We start from the raw sequence: 18,648 nt of genomic DNA, 5'->3' as shown, positions 1-18,648 counted from the left end.
TGCCGAACTCAGTAGTGAAACGAAATAGCGCCGATGATAGTGTGGGGTTTCCCATGTGAAAGTAGGACATTGCCAAGCGCCAAATAAAAGAAAGCCCGATTCGAAAGAGTCGGGCTTTTTTCGTGCTAAATCGTCTCGAATGTTGCAGAGGTCATGCACATTGATAAAGAGACGAATTAGCGCAAGGTGAAGGGAGTAACCTTCATCGTTTTCACTCTTTACTCCTTTTAAATATAGTCCCTTAGCAGCGATTAAAGCGGCTCATTTCACCTTGCACAAAAAGAGCGTACTCACTGCGTTCGCTGTCGCTAACCTTTTGCACGATACTCATTTCATTCGCTATCTTTCAGGCTCAGTATTGAAGGTTTGCACTGATATCTATTCTGCCCTTTATTATATGACTTATATTGAATGTGCTTTGTTCAATGAGTGCTGTGAAGTTCTGTTTTATATCTGGACTGACGTCGAATGCCGTCTATTTTATTTATTAGGTGGGGTTCTATGCTTAGTATTTAAGTGTTCAAAGCACCAAACGTAGAGCTCAGTGACCGAGCTAACTTTGTTATTAGTACTAGTGTTTCATTTAGTTAAGGTACAATTTTTTGAACTATTTATTTTTTGCTGACTCATAAATATCGGATGTACAAAAACTGTATCGAGACAATTGACAACAATTTAAAGGATATATTTATGAAAATAAAGTTGAATAAAAAAAGCGTAAAGAACCTAAGCCCAACTTCCCAACAGCTTGCAGCCCAGCAAACGGCACAAGTAGGTGGCGGTAATTTTGAAACATTCGGTATCTGCTCTTATGGCTGTGATACTGCCGTTTACCTTGGTTGTGGCACTGGACGTAATTGTTATACCTACAATGGGATTTGTCCGAATCCTGGGTTTTAGGCAAGGCGGCAAAAGCCGCCTATCAATACTAACTCGCTAAGAAGTTTCCATGAAATCCTAATGGGATAGCGTAGGGTAACCAAGCTCTGCAAATTGGCCCTGCTGATATATTTTGTGCGTTAAATATATTGAGGCAAGTACGCTTTGTTGGTGTGTGTAGCGCAGTGCCAACTAAATAATCACCTTTAGTGTTTTCTTTGGCATTCACTAATACATGCTCTTCCACTAGGTAGTCTTTACCATAAGTAAAAGTATCTAGGCTATCATTGTCTAAGTTAATTCTTCTCACGCTGTCACTCCAAACATCGCTTTCGATGGATGACAAAGTAAATAAATCACGGTTCCTTTTTCCGGTTAATGCATTATAGATACGAGGGAATTCACTGATGCCATCAATAGTATAGGAACTTACTTTTCCATTTCGTAATAAGCTAAATACAACTGTCTTTGCCGGTGATATTGGAATATCACTTTCTCCTTGCATCATAGAGGTCATTTGATTAAATACATCCCCATTAGGGTATAAGCTTGCATCAAAAGAGATATTGCCATTTTTATCTTCCCATGCATTGCCAAAATGAAAAACAAACCCAGGGTCTAAGCTATATTGTTTTACGACCTTCAAAGTGTTCTTACTTATAATGAGCACTTCCATTGCTTGCTCTGGTGCAAATTGAATAGATGAAAATTGCCCTTCTATCGTCCTATCTCTCTTTAGAGAAGGCAATAGTAGGAGGATGTGCTTTTCGGTGATTAGAAAGTCATGCACCATCCCTCCTGTAAAACCACTGTTTAGCATACCGACATTTTGTAATTTTCCCAGACTATTTAACTGATATAAAACGATGTGGCCACTGAGTGCATAGCCAAAATTCCATATCGTACCGTCTGCTTCTACTTTGGGGTGTGCAGAAAAGGGTAACCCTTTTAAACTACTCTGATGTTGCGTTCCTTCACCTAGGTTAATAAGTCCTTTAGTTTGGAGTGTGCCACCATCAATTGCAGTTGCTGAGCCGGCTTCCCATAGCGCCCATAATTCCCCGTTAACTGGTAGCACATTTGTATTGGCTGTATTAATTGAATCAGGGTTGTTGATTGCAAGGCTATGCGGCAGTTTACTATCTGGGCCTGAAAACAAAAATTTGCCTGCTTTCTCTTCAGCTATAAATTTACTTGTTTGTGTAAATTTACCTTGGTGATGTACTTTTCCTTCTGCAAATTGAAACTGATGGATCATGCCATCACCTTCAAATAAGTGGGTATACCTTTGCTCTGCTCTTTGGTGCCGAGCTGGACCGTTTCGATAAAAGCAGCCTGTCAGATCTTTTGGCAATTGACCTTCTATTTTCAGTTGATTAGGTGAAAAGTCAGAGTCAGTGCCAAGCACACCTACCAAGTCTGGATATTTCTCCAATGCAGCTAGAAAGCGTTGTTTATTTACCTTTAGCTGGTCAAAGTGAGATACACTGCCTTGCATAGCAGCTAAGCATGGTGTTGAGATAGCCGCATGTGCAATGGGTGCTGCAAGTATGCCTTTAAGTAATTGCCGACGGTCCATAATGTGATCCCTTAGTAGCTGATATTGGTGATTTCTAGGTTGTTGCCATTTTTGATGGTAATAGCCATGTCTTGATACTTTGGTGGTCCAAATTGCATAGTTGCGTTATTTGAAAAGCCAACTCCTTCCGTTGGAATGCCAAAGAAATTCGTATCTAATTGGGCGTTGCTATTAACGTCATGAAAGAAGCGAACAACGTACTCTCCGCTTTCTATATCTGAGAAATTAGCCTTTATCGTGCCTGCTTTAGCCGAGATGATATTCTGAATGTAGCTTTTACCTGCTTTATAGTTCTGTGCACCTTTAAACAACTCGATATACACTTTTCCTTGTTCATTACTAACATTATTGATTTGTAATTCGAGATGGTTGGCCATGACTGGTGTGCACAATAGTGCCAGTGTTGAGATTAAAGACTTCATATTTCCTTCCTTATCTATCTGTTTTATTTGTGCTTATTTGCGCTGATTGATAAAAACGATAGAATGGATTTTATCTATGAACAATATGAGTTTCGTGGATGAGGCAGGTACTTCGTAGATTAGACTTATTTAGTAGATACTTTTTTGGCGAATCGTGAAATGAAAAAAAATAACTATAAAAATCATGATGAAAGCTCTAGGTGGACAATTCGTAATATTGCTTCTGATAGCACTATTGTTTTGTTATTCGCATGCTTTTTGGCTTTTTTAAAACCTTTTGGTATGGATAACATTAGTTTTGTGTATGCATTGGGCTTTTGGGTAACCACTTGTATGTGTGGTTACCTAGTTTATGCACCAGCATTGACTTTGGGTAGAGCGGTGCTGTCGAGTATAGCGCCTAATTTGAAGGCGAAGAATGTTCTCTCTTTGGTGGTATCTATTTTATGTGCCAGTTTAATCATGGGACTCATCACACCATTTATCATTAATCTGTTTTTTTCATTGTCATCAGATTATTGGGACAAAGTGCCTTTTTCGATTATAGCTTGCTTGTTTATCGGTGGGGTGATCACCTTAATTAGCGTAACAAAGGCTTATGTGCTGGAGCAAAGTGCCGTGATCACTTATCAGCAGAAGCGTTTAGAGTTAGAGCAACCAGAAGTGACGATATTGCAGCAGAAAATGTTGATGGACTTTATGAGTAAATTGCCTATCGAAAAACGCGGGGAACTCATCTGTTTGCAAATGGATGATCATTATTTGCAAGTACACACAGACAAAGGGAGCCATATGCTTTTAATGCGCTTTAAAGACGCACTGAAGCAATTGGATGGTTATCCAGGCTTTCAGGCTCACCGCTCTTGGTGGGTATCCACCAACGCAGTGACTGCAACAAAGCGCGAAGGGCGTCGGCTTATTTTACTAATGAGTAATGACTTAGAAGTCCCAGTCTCACAAACATTCCTTGGCCAAACAAAAGATAAGCTCAATATGTCGTAACAGGCTGCTCTGGCGATAAAACTCACTTTTTGAACATGGTGCGACTTGTGTCGCACTGTGTTGCGTGTTAAAGTGCGACATATGTCACAGGAGGGTGTATGTTGAAACCAAATAACACAGAGTTAGTTATATTAAAATTGCTTTGGCAAAAAGAGCCGAGATCTGCCAGAGAGATCCATGATGCTATTGAAGCTGAATTTGCATGGAGTTATTCGTCTACTAGAAAGACGCTTGAGCGCATGGCCGACAAAGGCTTGCTGAGCGTGGGCGAGCAAGGCAATAAAAAAATATTTACCGCTGAGGTCGATAAGATGCCAACACTGGCGGCGTGTGCGCAAGAGTTTGCAAAGTCAGTTTTTGAATTAGATGGGCCGTTGCCAGTCGCAATGTTTGCAGACAGCCGTTTAATTCAAGAAGATGAACTTGATGAACTCGAGTCATTACTTGAAGAGCTGAATAAACAAGATAAGAAATAGGTACAACAACATGGATTGGTCACTAATCAGCCCGCTCATGATGTTAGCTTTGTGGCTATTGACGAGCTGTTTATTGCTTAATATCGGTAAGTATATAGTCATAAAATACCCGGCTACACCGACAATATGGTGGGCGATATTGGGATTATCTGTATTACCTATTTTACCGGTGAGTACAAGCTCTGAGATTGGAAAAGTGCCAAAAGTGCTGCTTGAATTTGGAGGCTACATTGAGCAAAAGCAGCATCAGGTTGGTCAATTGTCTGTGCAAAATATACCGCTTTCCTTTGATGTGTTGCTTTACATTATTTTTGCCGTTTATTTAGCTATTGCTATGCGAAAGCTAAGCGGCCTTTGTAAAAGTTGGTTGAGTATTCGGCGTTTATTAATTACGTCAGAGCCATTTTCACAATCAATGTCAAAGGTGCCTTGTGTACAATTACCTATCACCTGTTCTCCTTTTGTATTTGGGCTGATCAATAGCAAAATTGTACTACCGAGTTATTTTTCGCAGCTTAGCGCTGAGCAACAGAACACCTTATTGTGCCATGAAGTGACGCACATACATCATAGGGATCACATTGCATTATTAATTTGGAGTATATTGGGATGTATTTTTTGGTTTAATCCGTTTATCAAACAGATGGAAAAAGGCTTTATTCATGCGATGGAGTTACGTTGTGATTTGAAAACGCTCAGGGGCTATGACATTAATAAAAAGCACTATGCGACAACCTTGATGACGGTATTGAAGCGCTCGATTTCGGCCAGTACGGTACCCAGTACCGCAAACTTTTCCTCAGACGCGCTGAGTTTAGAGGACTATAAATCGAGGTTACAGCAGATAATTCAGCCACAAGCCAATAAGCCTGTATACCTCGTTGCCCTTTTATTTTTTCTCTCCATTGTATTGGGTTTTGCGAATATAAAAGCGGCGCCTGCATTATACTCGGCAACTGAGCGGTGGCAGAACCCACTTACTGATTTTCGGATCAGCTCATATTATGGTCATATCTCTGAATTTCGACATTCCAAGCCCCACGGTGGTATTGATTTAGTTGCGCCTGTTGGTACACCAGTCAAAGCCGTCTCAGGTGGTATTGTTGTTATTGCAGATAAAACTACTCTATCACCGAATTTAGGCAATGTAGTCCTTGTGCAGCATGCTAATGGCTATCAAAGTTTATACGCGCATCTTGATAAGATCACAGTTGAACAAGGCATGCAGATCAAAGCAGGAAGTAAGCTAGGTACTTTAGGCGCTACGGGGCGTGTGACTGGAGCGCATTTACACTTCGAGCTGTTACATCAGGAGCAACGGATAAATCCGTTGGCTATTCTAGAGCTAAAATAACCATGATAAAAAATAGCATATTGATTACTGCAGCCTTAGTTGTAGGGGTTGCTTGCACCTCAGAGAATGTAGATAAAGTCGAATATAGACAAACACCAGATGACGACACGTCAATCGAGGAAGCTACCAGTAAAATAACAGAAGCGCCTATAAAGAGCGAAAGGACGTCATCTCACATAGTAAGGGTAGAAGCTGGAGAAAATCTATTGGGTGTCCTAAAGCGCTTTGGTGTAACAACACCACAAGTCATTTCGTTAATTGCTGCAGTTAAACCATGGCTGGACCTTAATAAGCTAGCCTCTGGTCAGGCGATTCAAGTGATACTGAATGAAAATGGTGACTTTAAAGCCATTTCTATCGGTGTGAGGTTTGCCACAATTATTACGGCGACATTGGCGGAGCAGGGTTGGCAAGTTAAAGAGTCACAGCTTGAGACTGAGTTTATCGATAGGCACATTCAAGTAAACGTTGGCGGCAGTCTTTACAATAGCGCGTTGGATGCCGGTATGGATGTTGAGGTAATTCAAAGAGCCATTGCGATTCTTTCTTATCAAGTCGATTTCCAAAGATCTTTACAAGAAACGGATGTTTTTGAGGTTATCTATCAATCTACCCAGCTTATCAATCCTCATGCTCTCTCAAGGGAAGGTGATTTAAATAAAGTTCGGTATATCAAGTTGACGATTGCAGGTCAGGTACATGCTCTTTATCTATTTGAAGAGAGTGGCGATAAATACGAGCGGTTCTATTATGCTGACGGGCGGCCAGTGCAAAGCTTTTTACTCAAAACCCCGCTCAACGGCGCGCGGTTATCATCTACTTTTGGGCATCGTAAACATCCGATACTCGGTTTTACAAGGCTGCATAAAGGGCTAGATTTTGCGGCTGCTGCAGGCACGCCAATCTTTGCCGCTGGGGATGGCAAAGTACTCAAAGCAAATTGGGGAGGGAGTTTTGGTAATCGGATTATCATAAAACATGGCAATGGTTATCAAACTTTGTACGCTCATTTACGGGGCTTTGCCAAAGGTCTAAAAGTGGGGAACATCGTTAAGCAAGGTCAAGTCATTGGATATCTCGGTAATACTGGACTATCACAAGCATCACACCTTCATTACGAAGTACACAAAGATGGACATGCAATTAATCCATTGAAACTCAATATGCCTCAACAGACAGAGCAAACACTTTCCGGTAACGAATTAGCAGCCTTTTTAAATACGGTAAGCCGTATTGAGGGTCAATTACAGCAACGTCATGAGTTGCACAGTGAATCATCAGAACTCGTTTTTAATTATATTCTTAAGGAGAACCTTCAATAATGTATAGAAGATTTATAGTTACTTTGATGCCTTTATTGTTTGTTATGCAGGCGTTCGCAAATGAGCCATTTACCATTCAAAATACGCACACAATACAAGTGACATCCAAAATTAATCAACAAAGCTATGAGCTCTATGTGCGATTACCTAAAGGTTATAACAAATCAAAGCGTCATTATCCGCTTGTCTTAATTAATGATACGAGTTACTCCATTGCAACAGCCAGTGGCATTCTTCATTTAATTGAAGGCAGAGATATTGAAGAGGTTGTTGTCGTTGGTATTTCTTACTCAAAAGGAACCAACCCACTTATTAGCCGAACTCGAGACTATACACCTACTTTTGCGCCTGAAGAGACCATGGGTCACTCAAAAGAGGCTCAGCAAGTTTCGGGGCAAGCAAAAAATTATGTCAAGTTTATCGAAACACAAGTATTGCCACTGGTAATAAGTCAATATCGCATTGATAATTCGCGTAAAACCTTCGTTGGCCATTCGTACGGCGGACTATTAGGCACTTATATTTTGCTATATCAGCCGGAATTGTTTAGCTCTTATATTTTAGGTAGCCCATCATTTTGGTATGACAATAAAGTCATATTCGAAATGGAAGAGCGCTATTCAAAGTACAATAATACACTGAAGGCTAAGGTACGCTATTTTATAGGTGGTAACGAAGGCTGGATGGTTGCGGATTTAAAGGAGTTTATTGGCATACTCGACAAGCGCCAGTATAAAGGGCTCGACTACCAACATACCGTGATCCCAAATATGTCTCACTTTAGTGTATTTGCATTATTGCTTACAGAGGGGTTAATCAGCTTATACGGTAAATAGCTCACTTGACAATTTACGGTTACCCCCTGAACTGCATAAACTTTTGCATATTCTGCAGGACTAAATTGTTTTGTTTTTTGCATGTTAATAAAATGTATAATTTTGAGCGTTGTGGCCTTAAGGTATTTCTTTGTGAAAAAGTGTCAATAAGAATTTATTTTTAAGTTTTAAAATTTTAATGCGTATCATTCACTAAATAAATTCTTAAGTAGATGTTTATTAAGTACAAATTCCAAATTGAGGGACTGGGTGAAACTGGCGGTTGTAAATATAACTGTATATTTATAAAGAGATTTTCATCTTGTCACATCATTGTTTAGGTTGAATTATTGAGGTTTTCCTTGGTACACTTGATATGTCAAAACTTTTATAAATATTTACATATTTAGCATTATTGGTGTCAGTTTTCAGTCCATCTTGTGCGTTAAACTTTAGTTGGGAATAGTTTGTTGCAAAAGGATAGTATTAGAGCTTCGCTTGGGGACTTTGTCATTGATTTGGGACAAAGCCTGCTTTTATCTAAAGGTGAGGAAGTCTCGATAGAACCTAAAGTCATGGAGTTATTGCTTTATCTCTACGATTGTCGTGGCCGCTATGTCACCGTCGAAGAGTTGCATGATCATGTTTGGGCTGATCGTGTTGTAACAGACACGGCAGTAAGAGGGACTGTAAAAAAACTTCGCGTGATCCTTCAAGATGATGATTTGAATAATCCAAAATATATCAAATCTGTTGCAAAGAGAGGGTATAAACTAGTTTGCGAGACTAAAGTACTGTCTGATGTGGATGAACATCCGCTTACATCTAGTGCTGAAACTTCCAATGTTAGCATCAAGCCTAATTCACATATTCAAGAAAATATAAAGCCCCAAAAAAAGTCACTTGTAATAATGGTATTGTTATCGTTTTTTATTTTGTTGGCTGCAAGCTTTTTGGCTTCTAAATATATTTACAACGACACCCACTTAACAGGAAAGGAGCACCTTACCGAATTTAAGGGTGAAAAAGAGTCATTAGCTATATCGTCAGATGGGCGCTTTATCGCCTTTGCTGGTCGATATAGCGAGCATGGCCTTAGCCAAATTTATCTTCTTGATAAACAAGAAGGGGTGACAAGACAGCTTACCAAGAGTGCTTCTAATGCGCATTTTGTTAGCTTTGCACAAAATGACAAAGTGCTGGTATTCAGTGACACTGTCACTGGCGCTTCTGCATTGAAACTTCTACCACTCACTGTATCAGAGCCCGAAAGTGCTATGGTTACACTGCTGGATAGCAAGTTTTTAATAGGTCGTGTTACATCTGGCAGGGTGCCATCTGAAATTCTTGTTCAGTTGGCAGATGATGCTGAGTCTGCGCTCATGCTGTATGCGATGGATTTGGAGTCTCTTAACTTAACTAGACTTGTGACGCCTACACACAGCGGTGAATATATTCTGGGTGGAGCGGTGTCTCCGGATAAAAAACGATTAATGACCATAACTGGTGAGTCTAGTAAATATCAACTCATTATTCATGATTTTGTCACTCAGTTGGACAATGTATTGAGTGAGCAAAACCGACGAATAGATGATGCTGTGTGGATAAATGATGAGGAAGTTTTATTTCTTGATACCGGAGGCTTGCACGTTATTAACGTTAAAACGGCTGAGAGTATACTGGTGCATGAAAATCCAGGCGATTTGATAACACATTTAGCTGCTTCTGAAAATGGTCATGTGATTGCCATTAAAAAATCCCAAGAGCGTGCAAATAGATTGTATATTGAGCGTCTATTGAGCAGTTCAGGTGATGTTAGCAGAGTAATTAACACCGTTCCTGAGATCACGTCTATGGTATTTGACCCACAAGATGAGCAGATGCGTTGGGTAAGGGTGAAAAAGAAAGATGTTAATTACGTCGGTCACTTTAATCTCAATAATGACAGTATTTCAACGTATTATAAGACCACGGGATCACTTGAAATATTAGATGTTGCCCAAGACAATCAGCATATTTTGGTCAAAGAAAATCACCGTTTGGCGATTTTAGATATTTATAGTGGCGCTTTACTTTATTTAACTGCCGACTCGAGTGTATCGAGTGATGCTGTATTCTACCAAGATGGCAGGTACGTGCTTTTTGGTGTGAAGGTTGCCGGAGAGTGGGAGATCCAAAAATATGATCTTGATAAGGCAACGACGGTAGTATTTCTTCGTCATTTTAGATCAATTAGGCCGGCCAATGAAGGCTTTGTGGTTGCGGACAGTGCAGGGGATTTATTTCATTTAGGCTCTTTGCGTTCTAATGCTGAACCGCTTGGCTATCAAATTAGTTATGAGTTTATTACGCGGTGGCATGTCAAACAAAGTACTGTCATTTGGACTGATTTTGATTATCTAAAGAGCTATGTTCACTCTTTAGATTTAGAGACTAAAGAGCATGTCGTCATTGAAGATTTGTTCTACAGCATGTACCCAAGGATATCAGCAGATAAAAGTGGTGAACATGTCGTTCATCTCTCGGTACAGATCAATGACTCTGCCATTAAACAGTTATTTTTTGATTGAATTACCTATCACCATCCCCAATTATTTCAATACTAGTTACGAGAAAAACAATGAATACCTTAAAATTATTGAGCTTTACTATTTTTATTGCAGTTATGTCGAGCCCAGTTTATTCCTTACAAATGACGTCCCCTGATGAATGCAAAATTGCAGGCACGTGTAGCGATCCTGTTACACCATTTGGAACTGGTAAAGGAAAAGAGCGTGTAGATAAACTTTCTTAATTCACCTTTCTTAATACTACTGCTTGTTTTGCAAGAATAATTGCGAGCAAGTAGTAGTTTCACCTCCCTCTTCACTTAAAATTAAAATCAAATAAGCTACTGATTTTATTACTTACTTTTTAAGTTATAAAAAAGCAATGCGTTAGTTGTTGGTGTTTGGTGCACATTTTTATAACTTGTTTAGCGCAGCAAGGAGTGGGCACTTGGTAGTGTGATTCACCTCCAGTTTTTGTATGGATGCAGAAATATATTGGAGGCTGAATCGCCCAACCTGAACAAGATTTAACAGGATTTGAAGCAATTGAGTCAGCTAGGATGCTGTGAGTCAGCTAGGATGCTGTGAGTCAGCTAGGATGCTGTGAGTCAGCTAGGATGCTGTGAGTCAGCTAGGATGCTGTGAGTCAGCTAGGATGCTGTGAGCCAGCTAGGACGCTGTGAGCCAGCTAGGGTGCAGGTGAATCCATTGGGAGTTTTCATAGCTAATAGAAGTAAAAGAATAAGCCAGCTAATGTAAGAGAGTAGTATACCTCCCACCCTAATTGGGATGAGTGGTGAAGCCAAGTATCCACTGGCTAAACTGAGAGTAGAATCTGGGGATGTTTGCTAATTTCAAGGACGGTCGCCACATATGCGAAGTTCATTTTAATTTGGTGTTGTCATATGACCGCAAGGAGAGCGGTACTGGCTTTTATTTTTTGAGTTACACGATTCAAATTTTCATTTCGTTGTTTTCGGTTATGTGGGGTAGCCCATACTTAACAGTCTTACAGTACATGTATTTAAACCCAGATAATATTGAAATATGCTTGTCGAAAAGCTGAGAAACTCCCAGCTTTTCTTTGGGGTTGAGTTATTTATTTGGTTTTATTGCTGCACGACCGCTGCGGTTGCGCTGATTTTGACCTTGTGGTTTAGGCTTAGCTGCATGCGTTGATTTACCCGTGGTTGGTTTTTCTTTACGTGGAGTTCGGCTCTTTTTTACTTGGCTTTTAGTCTTTACCGGATCTTTCGACTTGGCTGAATGCTGTGTACTGCCAGCTTCGTTTTGCTGTTTCTTTTTGGGCTTTTTGGGTTTCTTAGGTTTTATGGGTCTTGTATCTAGAGCTTTTTCTGGAACCGGGTTTTGAGGTACAAATCCAGGCTCTTCTGCTCTAGGGATGAGTGCGCCAATAAAACGCTCAATGCCATATAGGTCATCAGCATCTGCAAGCGTTACAAATGACACCGCGATGCCCTCAGCACCTGCACGACCGGTGCGCCCAATTCTATGTACATAATCTTCATAAGTATTGGGCAAATCGTAATTGACTACGTAGGGAAGTTCACTGATATCAAGACCACGAGCAACAATATCTGTGGCAACCAGCACGTTGATTTCACCTGTTTTAAAGCCATTTAATGCTTTTACCCTAGCACCTTGAGATTTATTACCGTGTATCGCTGCAGCACTGATATGATTTTTGTCAAGATAAGTAACCAAACGGTTCGCACCATGCTTAGTGCGACAAAAAACCAAGACTTGCTGCCACTTTTTATTTAAAACAAAATGACTTAGTAGTTTGTTTTTTTGTGATTTATCGAGTGCATATGCACTTTGAATAACCGTTTTTGCAGCAGTATTCTCTGCGGCAACAGAAATCTCAACGGGGGCAGCAAAGAGAGTTTTTGCAAGTGCTCGAATTGGGTCCGAGAAAGTGGCTGAGAATAGTAAGTTTTGACGCTTTTTAGGTAACAGACTGATGATTTTTTTAAGATCATGAATAAAGCCCATGTCCAGCATACGATCCGCTTCGTCCAAGACTAATGTACTAAGCTCTGTGAATTTCACTGCATTTTGTTGGTATAAATCGAGTAACCTACCTGGTGTAGCAATTAAGATATCAACGCCTTTTCTCAAGCGCATCATTTGTGGGTTTATTTTCACTCCGCCATATACTACTGTGCTTCGAATTCTAGTACCTGCGCTATAGGTTTCTACGCTCTCAGCTATTTGAATCGCGAGTTCGCGTGTAGGAGCCAAGACTAGAACACGAGCTTGATTAGCATGAGGTTGTTGAGAGGCTAACAGTTTTTCGATTAAAGGTAAGGTAAACGCGGCTGTTTTACCTGTGCCTGTTTGCGCGGCTGCCATGACATCCTCACCAGTTAAAACGGCTGGGATTGCTTGCTGTTGGATTGGAGTCGGTGATTGATACCCTTTAGACTGAAGTGTATCTAACAGTACTTGAGATAGCCCAAGTTGGGAAAAATTCATGCAAGTTCTCTTCTGTTTGGCCAAAGTGCAGCTCGGCCTTTGCTTTAATCTTATGTTGAGCGACAGTAATATCGCAAGTTAGCGATAATAGCAGAGAAGCGGGTGTCTGCCGAATGAATTGTGAGATGGCTATGCACCAGTGAGAGACTAATTTTCGTTAATTATGCTGTGTTCTTGATGCCTTTATCTATACTTGCAAGTGACATGGATGATAGGGGATAAGCATGGAATTAACGCATCGTCATTATGCGGGGCTGTTGCAAGGGCTTGTGGTGTTACTTGGATTTAGCTTAACTGGGTTTTTAGGATATGCCTTGCATGCTGAGCAACAGCGTTTAATGACCCAAGAATTTAACCAAGAATACCTTTTGCGTGTTGACTCTTTTAAGCAAAATGTATTGAGCCATTTGGCAACGTTACATAGCTTGGCTATTTTATTTGAGACGCAAACATATGTAACCAAGCCCTTGTTTAAGAGGGTCTCAGCAGAACTGATTGCTTATCACTCGGGTATTCAAGCGCTGGAGTGGGCGCCAAGAGTTGTACATGAAAGCCGCGCTGAATTTGAACAAGAAGGCTTAAACCACCATTCGCACTTTTCAATCACGGAACGGCACTCCTCTGGTGCTATGCAGTACGCAGCAGAGCGATCAGAATACTATCCAATTCAGTTTGTAGAGCCGATTTACAATAATGAGATTGTGCTGGGGTTTGATCTATTATCTGACATGCGCAGGAAATCTACTATTCAGGCTTCAAGAGATCTTGCTCTACCGCTTGCCACGTCAAGTCTTAAACTGGTTCAAGACCCCAAAGGGCACAGTGCATTTTTAGCGATGCGGCCAGTGTATCTTGATAGTCCGGTTACAGTACTGGAAAAAAGAGAGCATATTCTCGGTTTTGTTGTGGGAGTATTTAAAGTACAGGCTTTGATTGCGCAGTCTAAGCTTGGTAAAAATGAGGGAGATATTGCTTTTACAATTAAAGATGTGACAGAGCAAACCGCTCAAGAGCTGCATAGAGATGGAACATTGGAGGCTGGCACACCACCGGTTATTGCTTGGATTGAGGTGTGGGGGCGAGATTGGCAAATAAGCGCGACGCCATCTGCTCAATTTATCGCAAGTCGTACTTCCGCAATGCCTTATATCGTGTTAGTGATTGGTTTTTTATCGACAACTCTGACCGTACTATATGTTCGCTTGTTATATCGCAAACAGCTTGCCATTGCACAGGCGGTGAGAGCAAAAACCTATGAGCTGGATAAAGCGAATGCGCAGTTGCAGGTCCTCACGCAAGTGGATGGTTTAACACAGGTTTCGAATCGACGCTTGTTCGACTTGCAATTGCAAAAGGAATTTCGTCGAGCTGCGCGTATTTCTAGTCCAATCAGTTTGCTGGTGGTTGATATTGATTATTTTAAAGAATATAACGACCGTTATGGGCACATAATGGGAGATGAATGCCTACGCAGTGTTGCACAAGCATTGAATACATTGGCAAAGCGTCCCTGTGATGTGTTTGCACGCATTGGAGGTGAAGAGTTTGTCTTTATTTTGCCAGATACAGAACGAGTAGATTCGCTCTGTGACCAATGCTTAGAGGTCGTTCAAGGGCTAAAAATAAGACATGAAGGATCTGATGCGTCGAAGTTTGTGTCTGTCAGTATTGGTGGTGCAGTGATGCGTCCGAGTAGTCATGAAAGTGCCGAAATTGCGTTGAATCATGCTGATCGAGCAATGTATACGGCCAAAGAAAATGGCCGTAATTGCGCGCATATCGTGAATTTGGTTAAACCTAATTCTCCACAGGTACCGATGAGTATTGTTGATTAGCATGTTGCACACTTGGGTTATGTGCTATCCATGTGATGATTAATAAGTTACAAATAAACCAAATATCTTTGATGATAAACTGACCTGTGCCTGTTAGTAATGTGGCTGCACTGAGCGCTCCCGGTGTTGTGAATAGGAAGGTTTGCGTCATGACAAACACAACACTGCAACCAAGAATGGCAATGTTCAATAAGGCCTTGTTTTGATTAGCCAATGCGATTGCGAGCAATCCCGCAATAAATAAGTCGTAGATGCCAATGATGTTTGATGCCATTTGTAGTGACATAAAGTCATACATCCATGACATAAATGGCGAGTGACTTACTAGTGTCTCTATCCCTTTAGCTTCAAATTCAAAAAACTTCATGCTGCCTATCCACACAAGTACCAGTGCGACAGGGAAAAAGTTGAACCAGAGATGTTGATTATCAGTCAATTTATCACGTAAAAATAGATAGGTTGCAATAGGTAATAGCGCGAAATATTTGATGATCCCTTGTCCGGAACCAATAACAGGAAACCCTCCAAGGGAAGATATCCAGCGAGTTTCAGAAAATAAAGAAAATAAAAACATAGTGCTAAGCGCACATAATCCGATGCCAGCTGCTTTTTTTAGCACGGAGTGCTGAAAAATTAACATTGCGCTGATTATCACAATCACGCCACCGAGTAATTGTGCTGCGTGCATCTGTGATAAAAAGCTGTCTAAGAAATAAAGCTGTGTAATGGCGTGTACATAGCGGTCGTTGCCGCCTAGCATCATTGATAACCCGAAAATAAATAAGCTAAAGGCTAATGAACCGGTCACCAAATTTATAAGCATTTTATGTTGCATATGAACTCCAAGAATATGAACTATTCTTAAAGACCGCATCAAGTGGGTATATATTTCAATTGTCGTGAAGTAAAGCACATCCTCAGTAGCAATTTTCAATGCCAATATCGTTTTACTTATTGATACTAGGGAGAATGAATAGCTTGATCACTTTGGGCTTGGCTCAATATGGCTTGGTATTCACCGCTTACTTTGATTTTTTGCATTCCCTCGTTAAAAGTTTTTAATAACTCGATTGAATCCTCTTTGTTTTTTGGAAATAACAGGTGCAGTGTCCCTGTCATGAGCGGTGTTGTGTGATAACTGAGTTGATGTTTTTTATCTGGGTACTTTTGCTCTAACAAATAGTTTGCAGGCAGTAATCCCATGGGGAAAAGATCAATTCTTCCTTTGAGTAGCATTGAGAGATTCTGCTCATCTCGGGTCATGACATTGATATCTAAGAAACCAGTATTTGCTAATTGCCAAAACTCTTGTGTATAGCTGTAGCCTCGAGTTGCACCGATGCGGTATTTATCTAGCTCCGGCAGGGAACGCCAAGGAGGAACGGGATTATTTTTATTGTAAAAAAACACTGCGGTCTCTTCATATAATGCTGTACTACAAAAATAATCTTGCTGTCTTTTATCTGTGCAAAACCAAAACGCAGATGCATCATAGTTGATTTTTTCGGACTCTTTAAAGCTGCGGGCCCATGGCATAAAGACAAACTTGACCTGAATATTTTGCTTGGCGAAGGCTTTCCGAAGGATTTGTGGCACTAGCCCCTGATGCGCTAAGCGTTTTCCAGAGTAGGGAGGATACTCACCAATCGTAATCGTCAGGGTGCGCGCATGGAGTGAATGACTCAGCACTAAAAAAGCCAGATTTAAAAATAGTACTGTGAAAACCGAGAACTTGGTCGTTGTCATAAGCATTGACACTATATATTCGAGTCTGTGGTAGCAAGAGCTTCCATTAACTCTTGCTGATTAAACGGCTTAGTTAAATACCCATTTGCACCTAGTTCAAGGCATTTTTGCTGTGTGGCCTCGTAAGCATCAGCTGAGAGCATGATGATCCGAGTAGATTCTGATATTGACATCGTCTTGAGCAGTGCAAGTACCTCATAGCCATTCATTTTTGGCATATTGATATCGAGTAAAATGAGATCAAAAGGCGGCGAGTTATTAATAACTTGCAGCGCTTCATAGCCATCAGCTGCTTGCTTTATGTCGGTGCAAAATGTCGAGAGCATTTTATTGGTGATAACGAGATTGAGTGCGTTGTCATCAACCACCAAAACACGGTTAATGTCGGGAATGTGTACCTTGGTTGTAATGGGCTCTGGCTCGCTGTGCTGCCTGATGATTTCCACAGGCATTGAAATAGAGACTTGTGTACCCGCACCAAGCTGGGATTCAAAGGTAAGTTGATAGTCGAGTAATTCACAGAGTTGAGAGACGACCTCCAGCCCCAACCCACTACCGCTGACCATGCCTTCATAAGAGTTGTCTTCTTGGGTATACGCTTGAAATATCGCATCAACATCTTTAATGCCAACACCCGTGTCGATGACAGAGACTGTGCATGTGTGCGCTGTGATCGCCGCGCTGATGGTCACCGAACCTGACTTAGTATATTTGATCGCATTGCTGACTAGGTTACTCAAAACTTGGGTGAGTCTTACTTTATCAGTTTTAACATAAACATGAGTGAGGTTGTGCGTCTCTACATTGAGGGTTAATTGCTTTTCATTTGCCGCAGCATCGTACAGTTCGTGAATATGGCTGAATACATTGTCTAGCGAGACCTTTTCGATGCTGGTGGAGAGTTTTTCAGCGTCTAGTTTAGACAGCGTGAGTATATCATTGAGAAGAGACTGCAACTGTTCGCCACAGCTCAATATGGTACTGATGTCTTGCGCTATTTTTTCATTGCCCACAGCGCTTTTTAAAGTACCAGCAATACCTAAGATGCCAAAAAGGGGGGTGCGGATTTCATGTGACATCCGCGCAAAAAACTGCTCTCGGGCTTCGAGTTCCTCAATAGCCCGACGTTCACTTTCTTTAAATTCAGTGATATCGATGTGAGAGCCAATCATGCGAGTTGGGTGGCCATCCGGCTCTCTGATTATTAATCCTTTGCACCGTATCCATATTGTTTTGCCAGTAGCGTGGGTATACCTGACTACTTGGTCATAAGGATGGCTGGGATCTGCTTTGTGCTTTTCGAAGTTTTCAAGGGCTTGTTGGAGGTCGTCTTGATTGATGATTTTGTGCCACTCGCTGACCTCGTGTTTTTTGGTATTGGGGTCGTAACCAAGTGTTTGCCATAATTTGGGGCTCATCCATTCTTGTTCTGGGTTATCTAGATCCCAGTACCAGAGACCATCCAAAGACGATTCAACCACAAAGTCGAAAATCTCTGGGTGTTCTTTTAGCTTCGCGTACAGTTCCTTTTCCAGTCTGTGCACAAAGTATCCTCCAAAATTAGGCTAGTAGCATAGTTAAGTATAGTCATTACAGACATGGGTGCAGATTTTATGTACAGTGAAGTTCTGCATTCTGACGTTATGGGTTATTGAAAAGCGACTTTGAAAAGAGAATTGTGTAAAAATGACACATAAACTTCATTTTTCTCTTGTACAGTTTAATCAATTAAAGTATGCTGACCAACTTGCTTATGAAACTCACAAATATAAGCAGTAATATGTCTTACCTTGATCCAGTCAGTCATAGTTTTAAAGTTAGCGCCTTAATGCGTCTGTCTTGAAATTATCAATTGTACGACCATGTCATTATCATGGTTATAAATGTTGCCACCGAGTGTGGGCACTATTCAGCAGACCTTAATAAGGCATCATGTAAATAAACCTCTTTGTGTATTGTGCACGTAGAGATATTAATATTAAAAAATGAGCGTTTTATTATGTCTTACTTATACCAAGGACAGCAGGTGGCGATTACGTTACCGGTCCAATCAATTTCTATGCATAAATGCCGTATGGCAGTAAAGCATCAATCAGGCCTAAGTTACATCGATTTTGCAAACACCGCCGATGCAAAAGGCTTTTTAAACTGGCTGGGTAAAGCGAACTAA

The 18,648-nt window shown here is 40.9% G+C and carries 16 protein-coding genes; 10 read left to right on the top strand and 6 right to left on the bottom strand.

All coding sequences use genetic code 11. The features are described from left to right. Positions 1-690 precede the first annotated feature (690 nt). On the top strand, positions 691-900 hold the full coding sequence (locus QNM16_RS25835) for a hypothetical protein (RefSeq protein ID WP_284023080.1): 210 nt from the start codon (positions 691-693) through the stop codon (positions 898-900). A 28-nt stretch (positions 901-928) separates the two neighbouring features. On the opposite strand, the gene QNM16_RS25830 is transcribed toward QNM16_RS25835, so the two are convergent. Then, positions 929-2,458: a carotenoid oxygenase family protein gene (locus QNM16_RS25830; RefSeq protein ID WP_284023079.1), complete on the bottom strand. Its 1,530-nt coding sequence runs from the start codon at positions 2,456-2,458 to the stop codon at positions 929-931. An 11-nt stretch (positions 2,459-2,469) separates the two neighbouring features. After that, positions 2,470-2,880, bottom strand: coding sequence for a DUF2141 domain-containing protein (locus tag QNM16_RS25825; protein WP_284023078.1), 411 nt, complete (start codon positions 2,878-2,880; stop codon positions 2,470-2,472). Between the two features lie 159 nt (positions 2,881-3,039). Between QNM16_RS25825 and QNM16_RS25820 the strand changes: the two genes are divergently transcribed. The 7 genes from QNM16_RS25820 (at position 3,040) to QNM16_RS25790 (ending at position 10,643) form a co-directional block, all read left to right on the top strand. Beyond that, entirely contained in the window at positions 3,040-3,882 is an 843-nt protein-coding gene (locus QNM16_RS25820) for a LytTR family DNA-binding domain-containing protein (RefSeq protein WP_284023077.1), read from the top strand. 98 nt (positions 3,883-3,980) lie between these two features. Further along, positions 3,981-4,358 carry a BlaI/MecI/CopY family transcriptional regulator gene (locus QNM16_RS25815; protein WP_336620315.1) on the top strand — a complete coding sequence of 126 codons (378 nt, stop codon included), beginning with the start codon at positions 3,981-3,983 and terminating at the stop codon, positions 4,356-4,358. Between the two features lie 10 nt (positions 4,359-4,368). Continuing rightward, positions 4,369-5,712, top strand: a complete 1,344-nt coding sequence (locus QNM16_RS25810; RefSeq protein WP_284023076.1) for a M23/M56 family metallopeptidase — start codon at positions 4,369-4,371, stop codon at positions 5,710-5,712. A gap of 2 nt (positions 5,713-5,714) precedes the next feature. Further along, on the top strand, positions 5,715-7,034 hold the full coding sequence (locus QNM16_RS25805; protein WP_284023075.1) for a M23 family metallopeptidase: 1,320 nt from the start codon (positions 5,715-5,717) through the stop codon (positions 7,032-7,034). Next, entirely contained in the window at positions 7,034-7,870 is an 837-nt protein-coding gene (locus tag QNM16_RS25800; RefSeq protein ID WP_284023074.1) for an alpha/beta hydrolase, read from the top strand. The genes QNM16_RS25805 and QNM16_RS25800 overlap by 1 nt, the downstream gene beginning before the upstream one ends. A gap of 449 nt (positions 7,871-8,319) precedes the next feature. Continuing rightward, a complete protein-coding gene (locus QNM16_RS25795; RefSeq protein ID WP_284023073.1) occupies positions 8,320-10,419 on the top strand; it encodes a winged helix-turn-helix domain-containing protein in 2,100 nt (699 codons plus the stop codon). A 50-nt stretch (positions 10,420-10,469) separates the two neighbouring features. Further along, on the top strand, positions 10,470-10,643 hold the full coding sequence (locus QNM16_RS25790; protein ID WP_284023072.1) for a hypothetical protein: 174 nt from the start codon (positions 10,470-10,472) through the stop codon (positions 10,641-10,643). 850 nt (positions 10,644-11,493) lie between these two features. On the opposite strand, the gene QNM16_RS25785 is transcribed toward QNM16_RS25790, so the two are convergent. Next, complete coding sequence (locus QNM16_RS25785) at positions 11,494-12,897, bottom strand: DEAD/DEAH box helicase (protein ID WP_284023071.1); 1,404 nt, start codon at positions 12,895-12,897, stop codon at positions 11,494-11,496. A gap of 224 nt (positions 12,898-13,121) precedes the next feature. On the opposite strand from QNM16_RS25785, the gene QNM16_RS25780 reads away from it, so the two are divergent. Continuing rightward, positions 13,122-14,732: a CHASE domain-containing protein gene (locus QNM16_RS25780; protein ID WP_284023070.1), complete on the top strand. Its 1,611-nt coding sequence runs from the start codon at positions 13,122-13,124 to the stop codon at positions 14,730-14,732. Here the strand turns inward: QNM16_RS25780 and QNM16_RS25775 are convergent. The 3 genes from QNM16_RS25775 to QNM16_RS25765 form a co-directional block, all read right to left on the bottom strand. Beyond that, positions 14,695-15,567 carry a DUF417 family protein gene (locus tag QNM16_RS25775; RefSeq protein WP_284023069.1) on the bottom strand — a complete coding sequence of 291 codons (873 nt, stop codon included), beginning with the start codon at positions 15,565-15,567 and terminating at the stop codon, positions 14,695-14,697. The two genes, QNM16_RS25780 and QNM16_RS25775, sit on opposite strands and share 38 nt — an antisense overlap. A gap of 125 nt (positions 15,568-15,692) precedes the next feature. Next, on the bottom strand, positions 15,693-16,478 hold the full coding sequence (locus QNM16_RS25770) for a substrate-binding periplasmic protein (RefSeq protein ID WP_284023068.1): 786 nt from the start codon (positions 16,476-16,478) through the stop codon (positions 15,693-15,695). 11 nt (positions 16,479-16,489) lie between these two features. After that, the gene (locus QNM16_RS25765; protein ID WP_284023067.1) at positions 16,490-18,022 is read right to left on the bottom strand and encodes a PAS domain-containing hybrid sensor histidine kinase/response regulator; all 1,533 of its coding nucleotides are present in this window, start codon (positions 18,020-18,022) and stop codon (positions 16,490-16,492) included. 455 nt (positions 18,023-18,477) lie between these two features. Here QNM16_RS25765 and QNM16_RS25760 point away from each other — a divergent pair, with 455 nt between their 5' ends. Next, complete coding sequence (locus QNM16_RS25760) at positions 18,478-18,648, top strand: hypothetical protein (protein ID WP_155401336.1); 171 nt, start codon at positions 18,478-18,480, stop codon at positions 18,646-18,648.

The sequence above is a fragment of the Pseudoalteromonas umbrosa genome (assembly GCF_030125375.1).
Classification (GTDB): Bacteria; Pseudomonadota; Gammaproteobacteria; order Enterobacterales; family Alteromonadaceae; genus Pseudoalteromonas; species Pseudoalteromonas umbrosa.
Note: the sequence above shows the minus strand (reverse complement) of the source record. Positions and strands in the feature narration are given on the sequence as shown.

Excerpts from the sequence above, each read along its gene's own strand:
- QNM16_RS25800 (WP_284023074.1), top strand. The coding sequence starts at position 7,034 with ATGTATAGAAGATTTATAGTTACTTTGATGCCTTTATTGTTTGTTATG.
- QNM16_RS25805 (WP_284023075.1), top strand. The coding sequence starts at position 5,715 with ATGATAAAAAATAGCATATTGATTACTGCAGCCTTAGTTGTAGGGGTT.
- QNM16_RS25830 (WP_284023079.1), bottom strand. The coding sequence starts at position 2,458 with ATGGACCGTCGGCAATTACTTAAAGGCATACTTGCAGCACCCATTGCA.
- QNM16_RS25770 (WP_284023068.1), bottom strand. The coding sequence starts at position 16,478 with ATGACAACGACCAAGTTCTCGGTTTTCACAGTACTATTTTTAAATCTG.
- QNM16_RS25760 (WP_155401336.1), top strand. The coding sequence starts at position 18,478 with ATGTCTTACTTATACCAAGGACAGCAGGTGGCGATTACGTTACCGGTC.
- QNM16_RS25815 (WP_336620315.1), top strand. The coding sequence starts at position 3,981 with ATGTTGAAACCAAATAACACAGAGTTAGTTATATTAAAATTGCTTTGG.
- QNM16_RS25810 (WP_284023076.1), top strand. The coding sequence starts at position 4,369 with ATGGATTGGTCACTAATCAGCCCGCTCATGATGTTAGCTTTGTGGCTA.
- QNM16_RS25785 (WP_284023071.1), bottom strand. The coding sequence starts at position 12,897 with ATGAATTTTTCCCAACTTGGGCTATCTCAAGTACTGTTAGATACACTT.
- QNM16_RS25790 (WP_284023072.1), top strand. The coding sequence starts at position 10,470 with ATGAATACCTTAAAATTATTGAGCTTTACTATTTTTATTGCAGTTATG.
- QNM16_RS25820 (WP_284023077.1), top strand. The coding sequence starts at position 3,040 with ATGAAAAAAAATAACTATAAAAATCATGATGAAAGCTCTAGGTGGACA.
- QNM16_RS25835 (WP_284023080.1), top strand. The coding sequence starts at position 691 with ATGAAAATAAAGTTGAATAAAAAAAGCGTAAAGAACCTAAGCCCAACT.
- QNM16_RS25780 (WP_284023070.1), top strand. The coding sequence starts at position 13,122 with ATGGAATTAACGCATCGTCATTATGCGGGGCTGTTGCAAGGGCTTGTG.
- QNM16_RS25775 (WP_284023069.1), bottom strand. The coding sequence starts at position 15,567 with ATGCAACATAAAATGCTTATAAATTTGGTGACCGGTTCATTAGCCTTT.
- QNM16_RS25825 (WP_284023078.1), bottom strand. The coding sequence starts at position 2,880 with ATGAAGTCTTTAATCTCAACACTGGCACTATTGTGCACACCAGTCATG.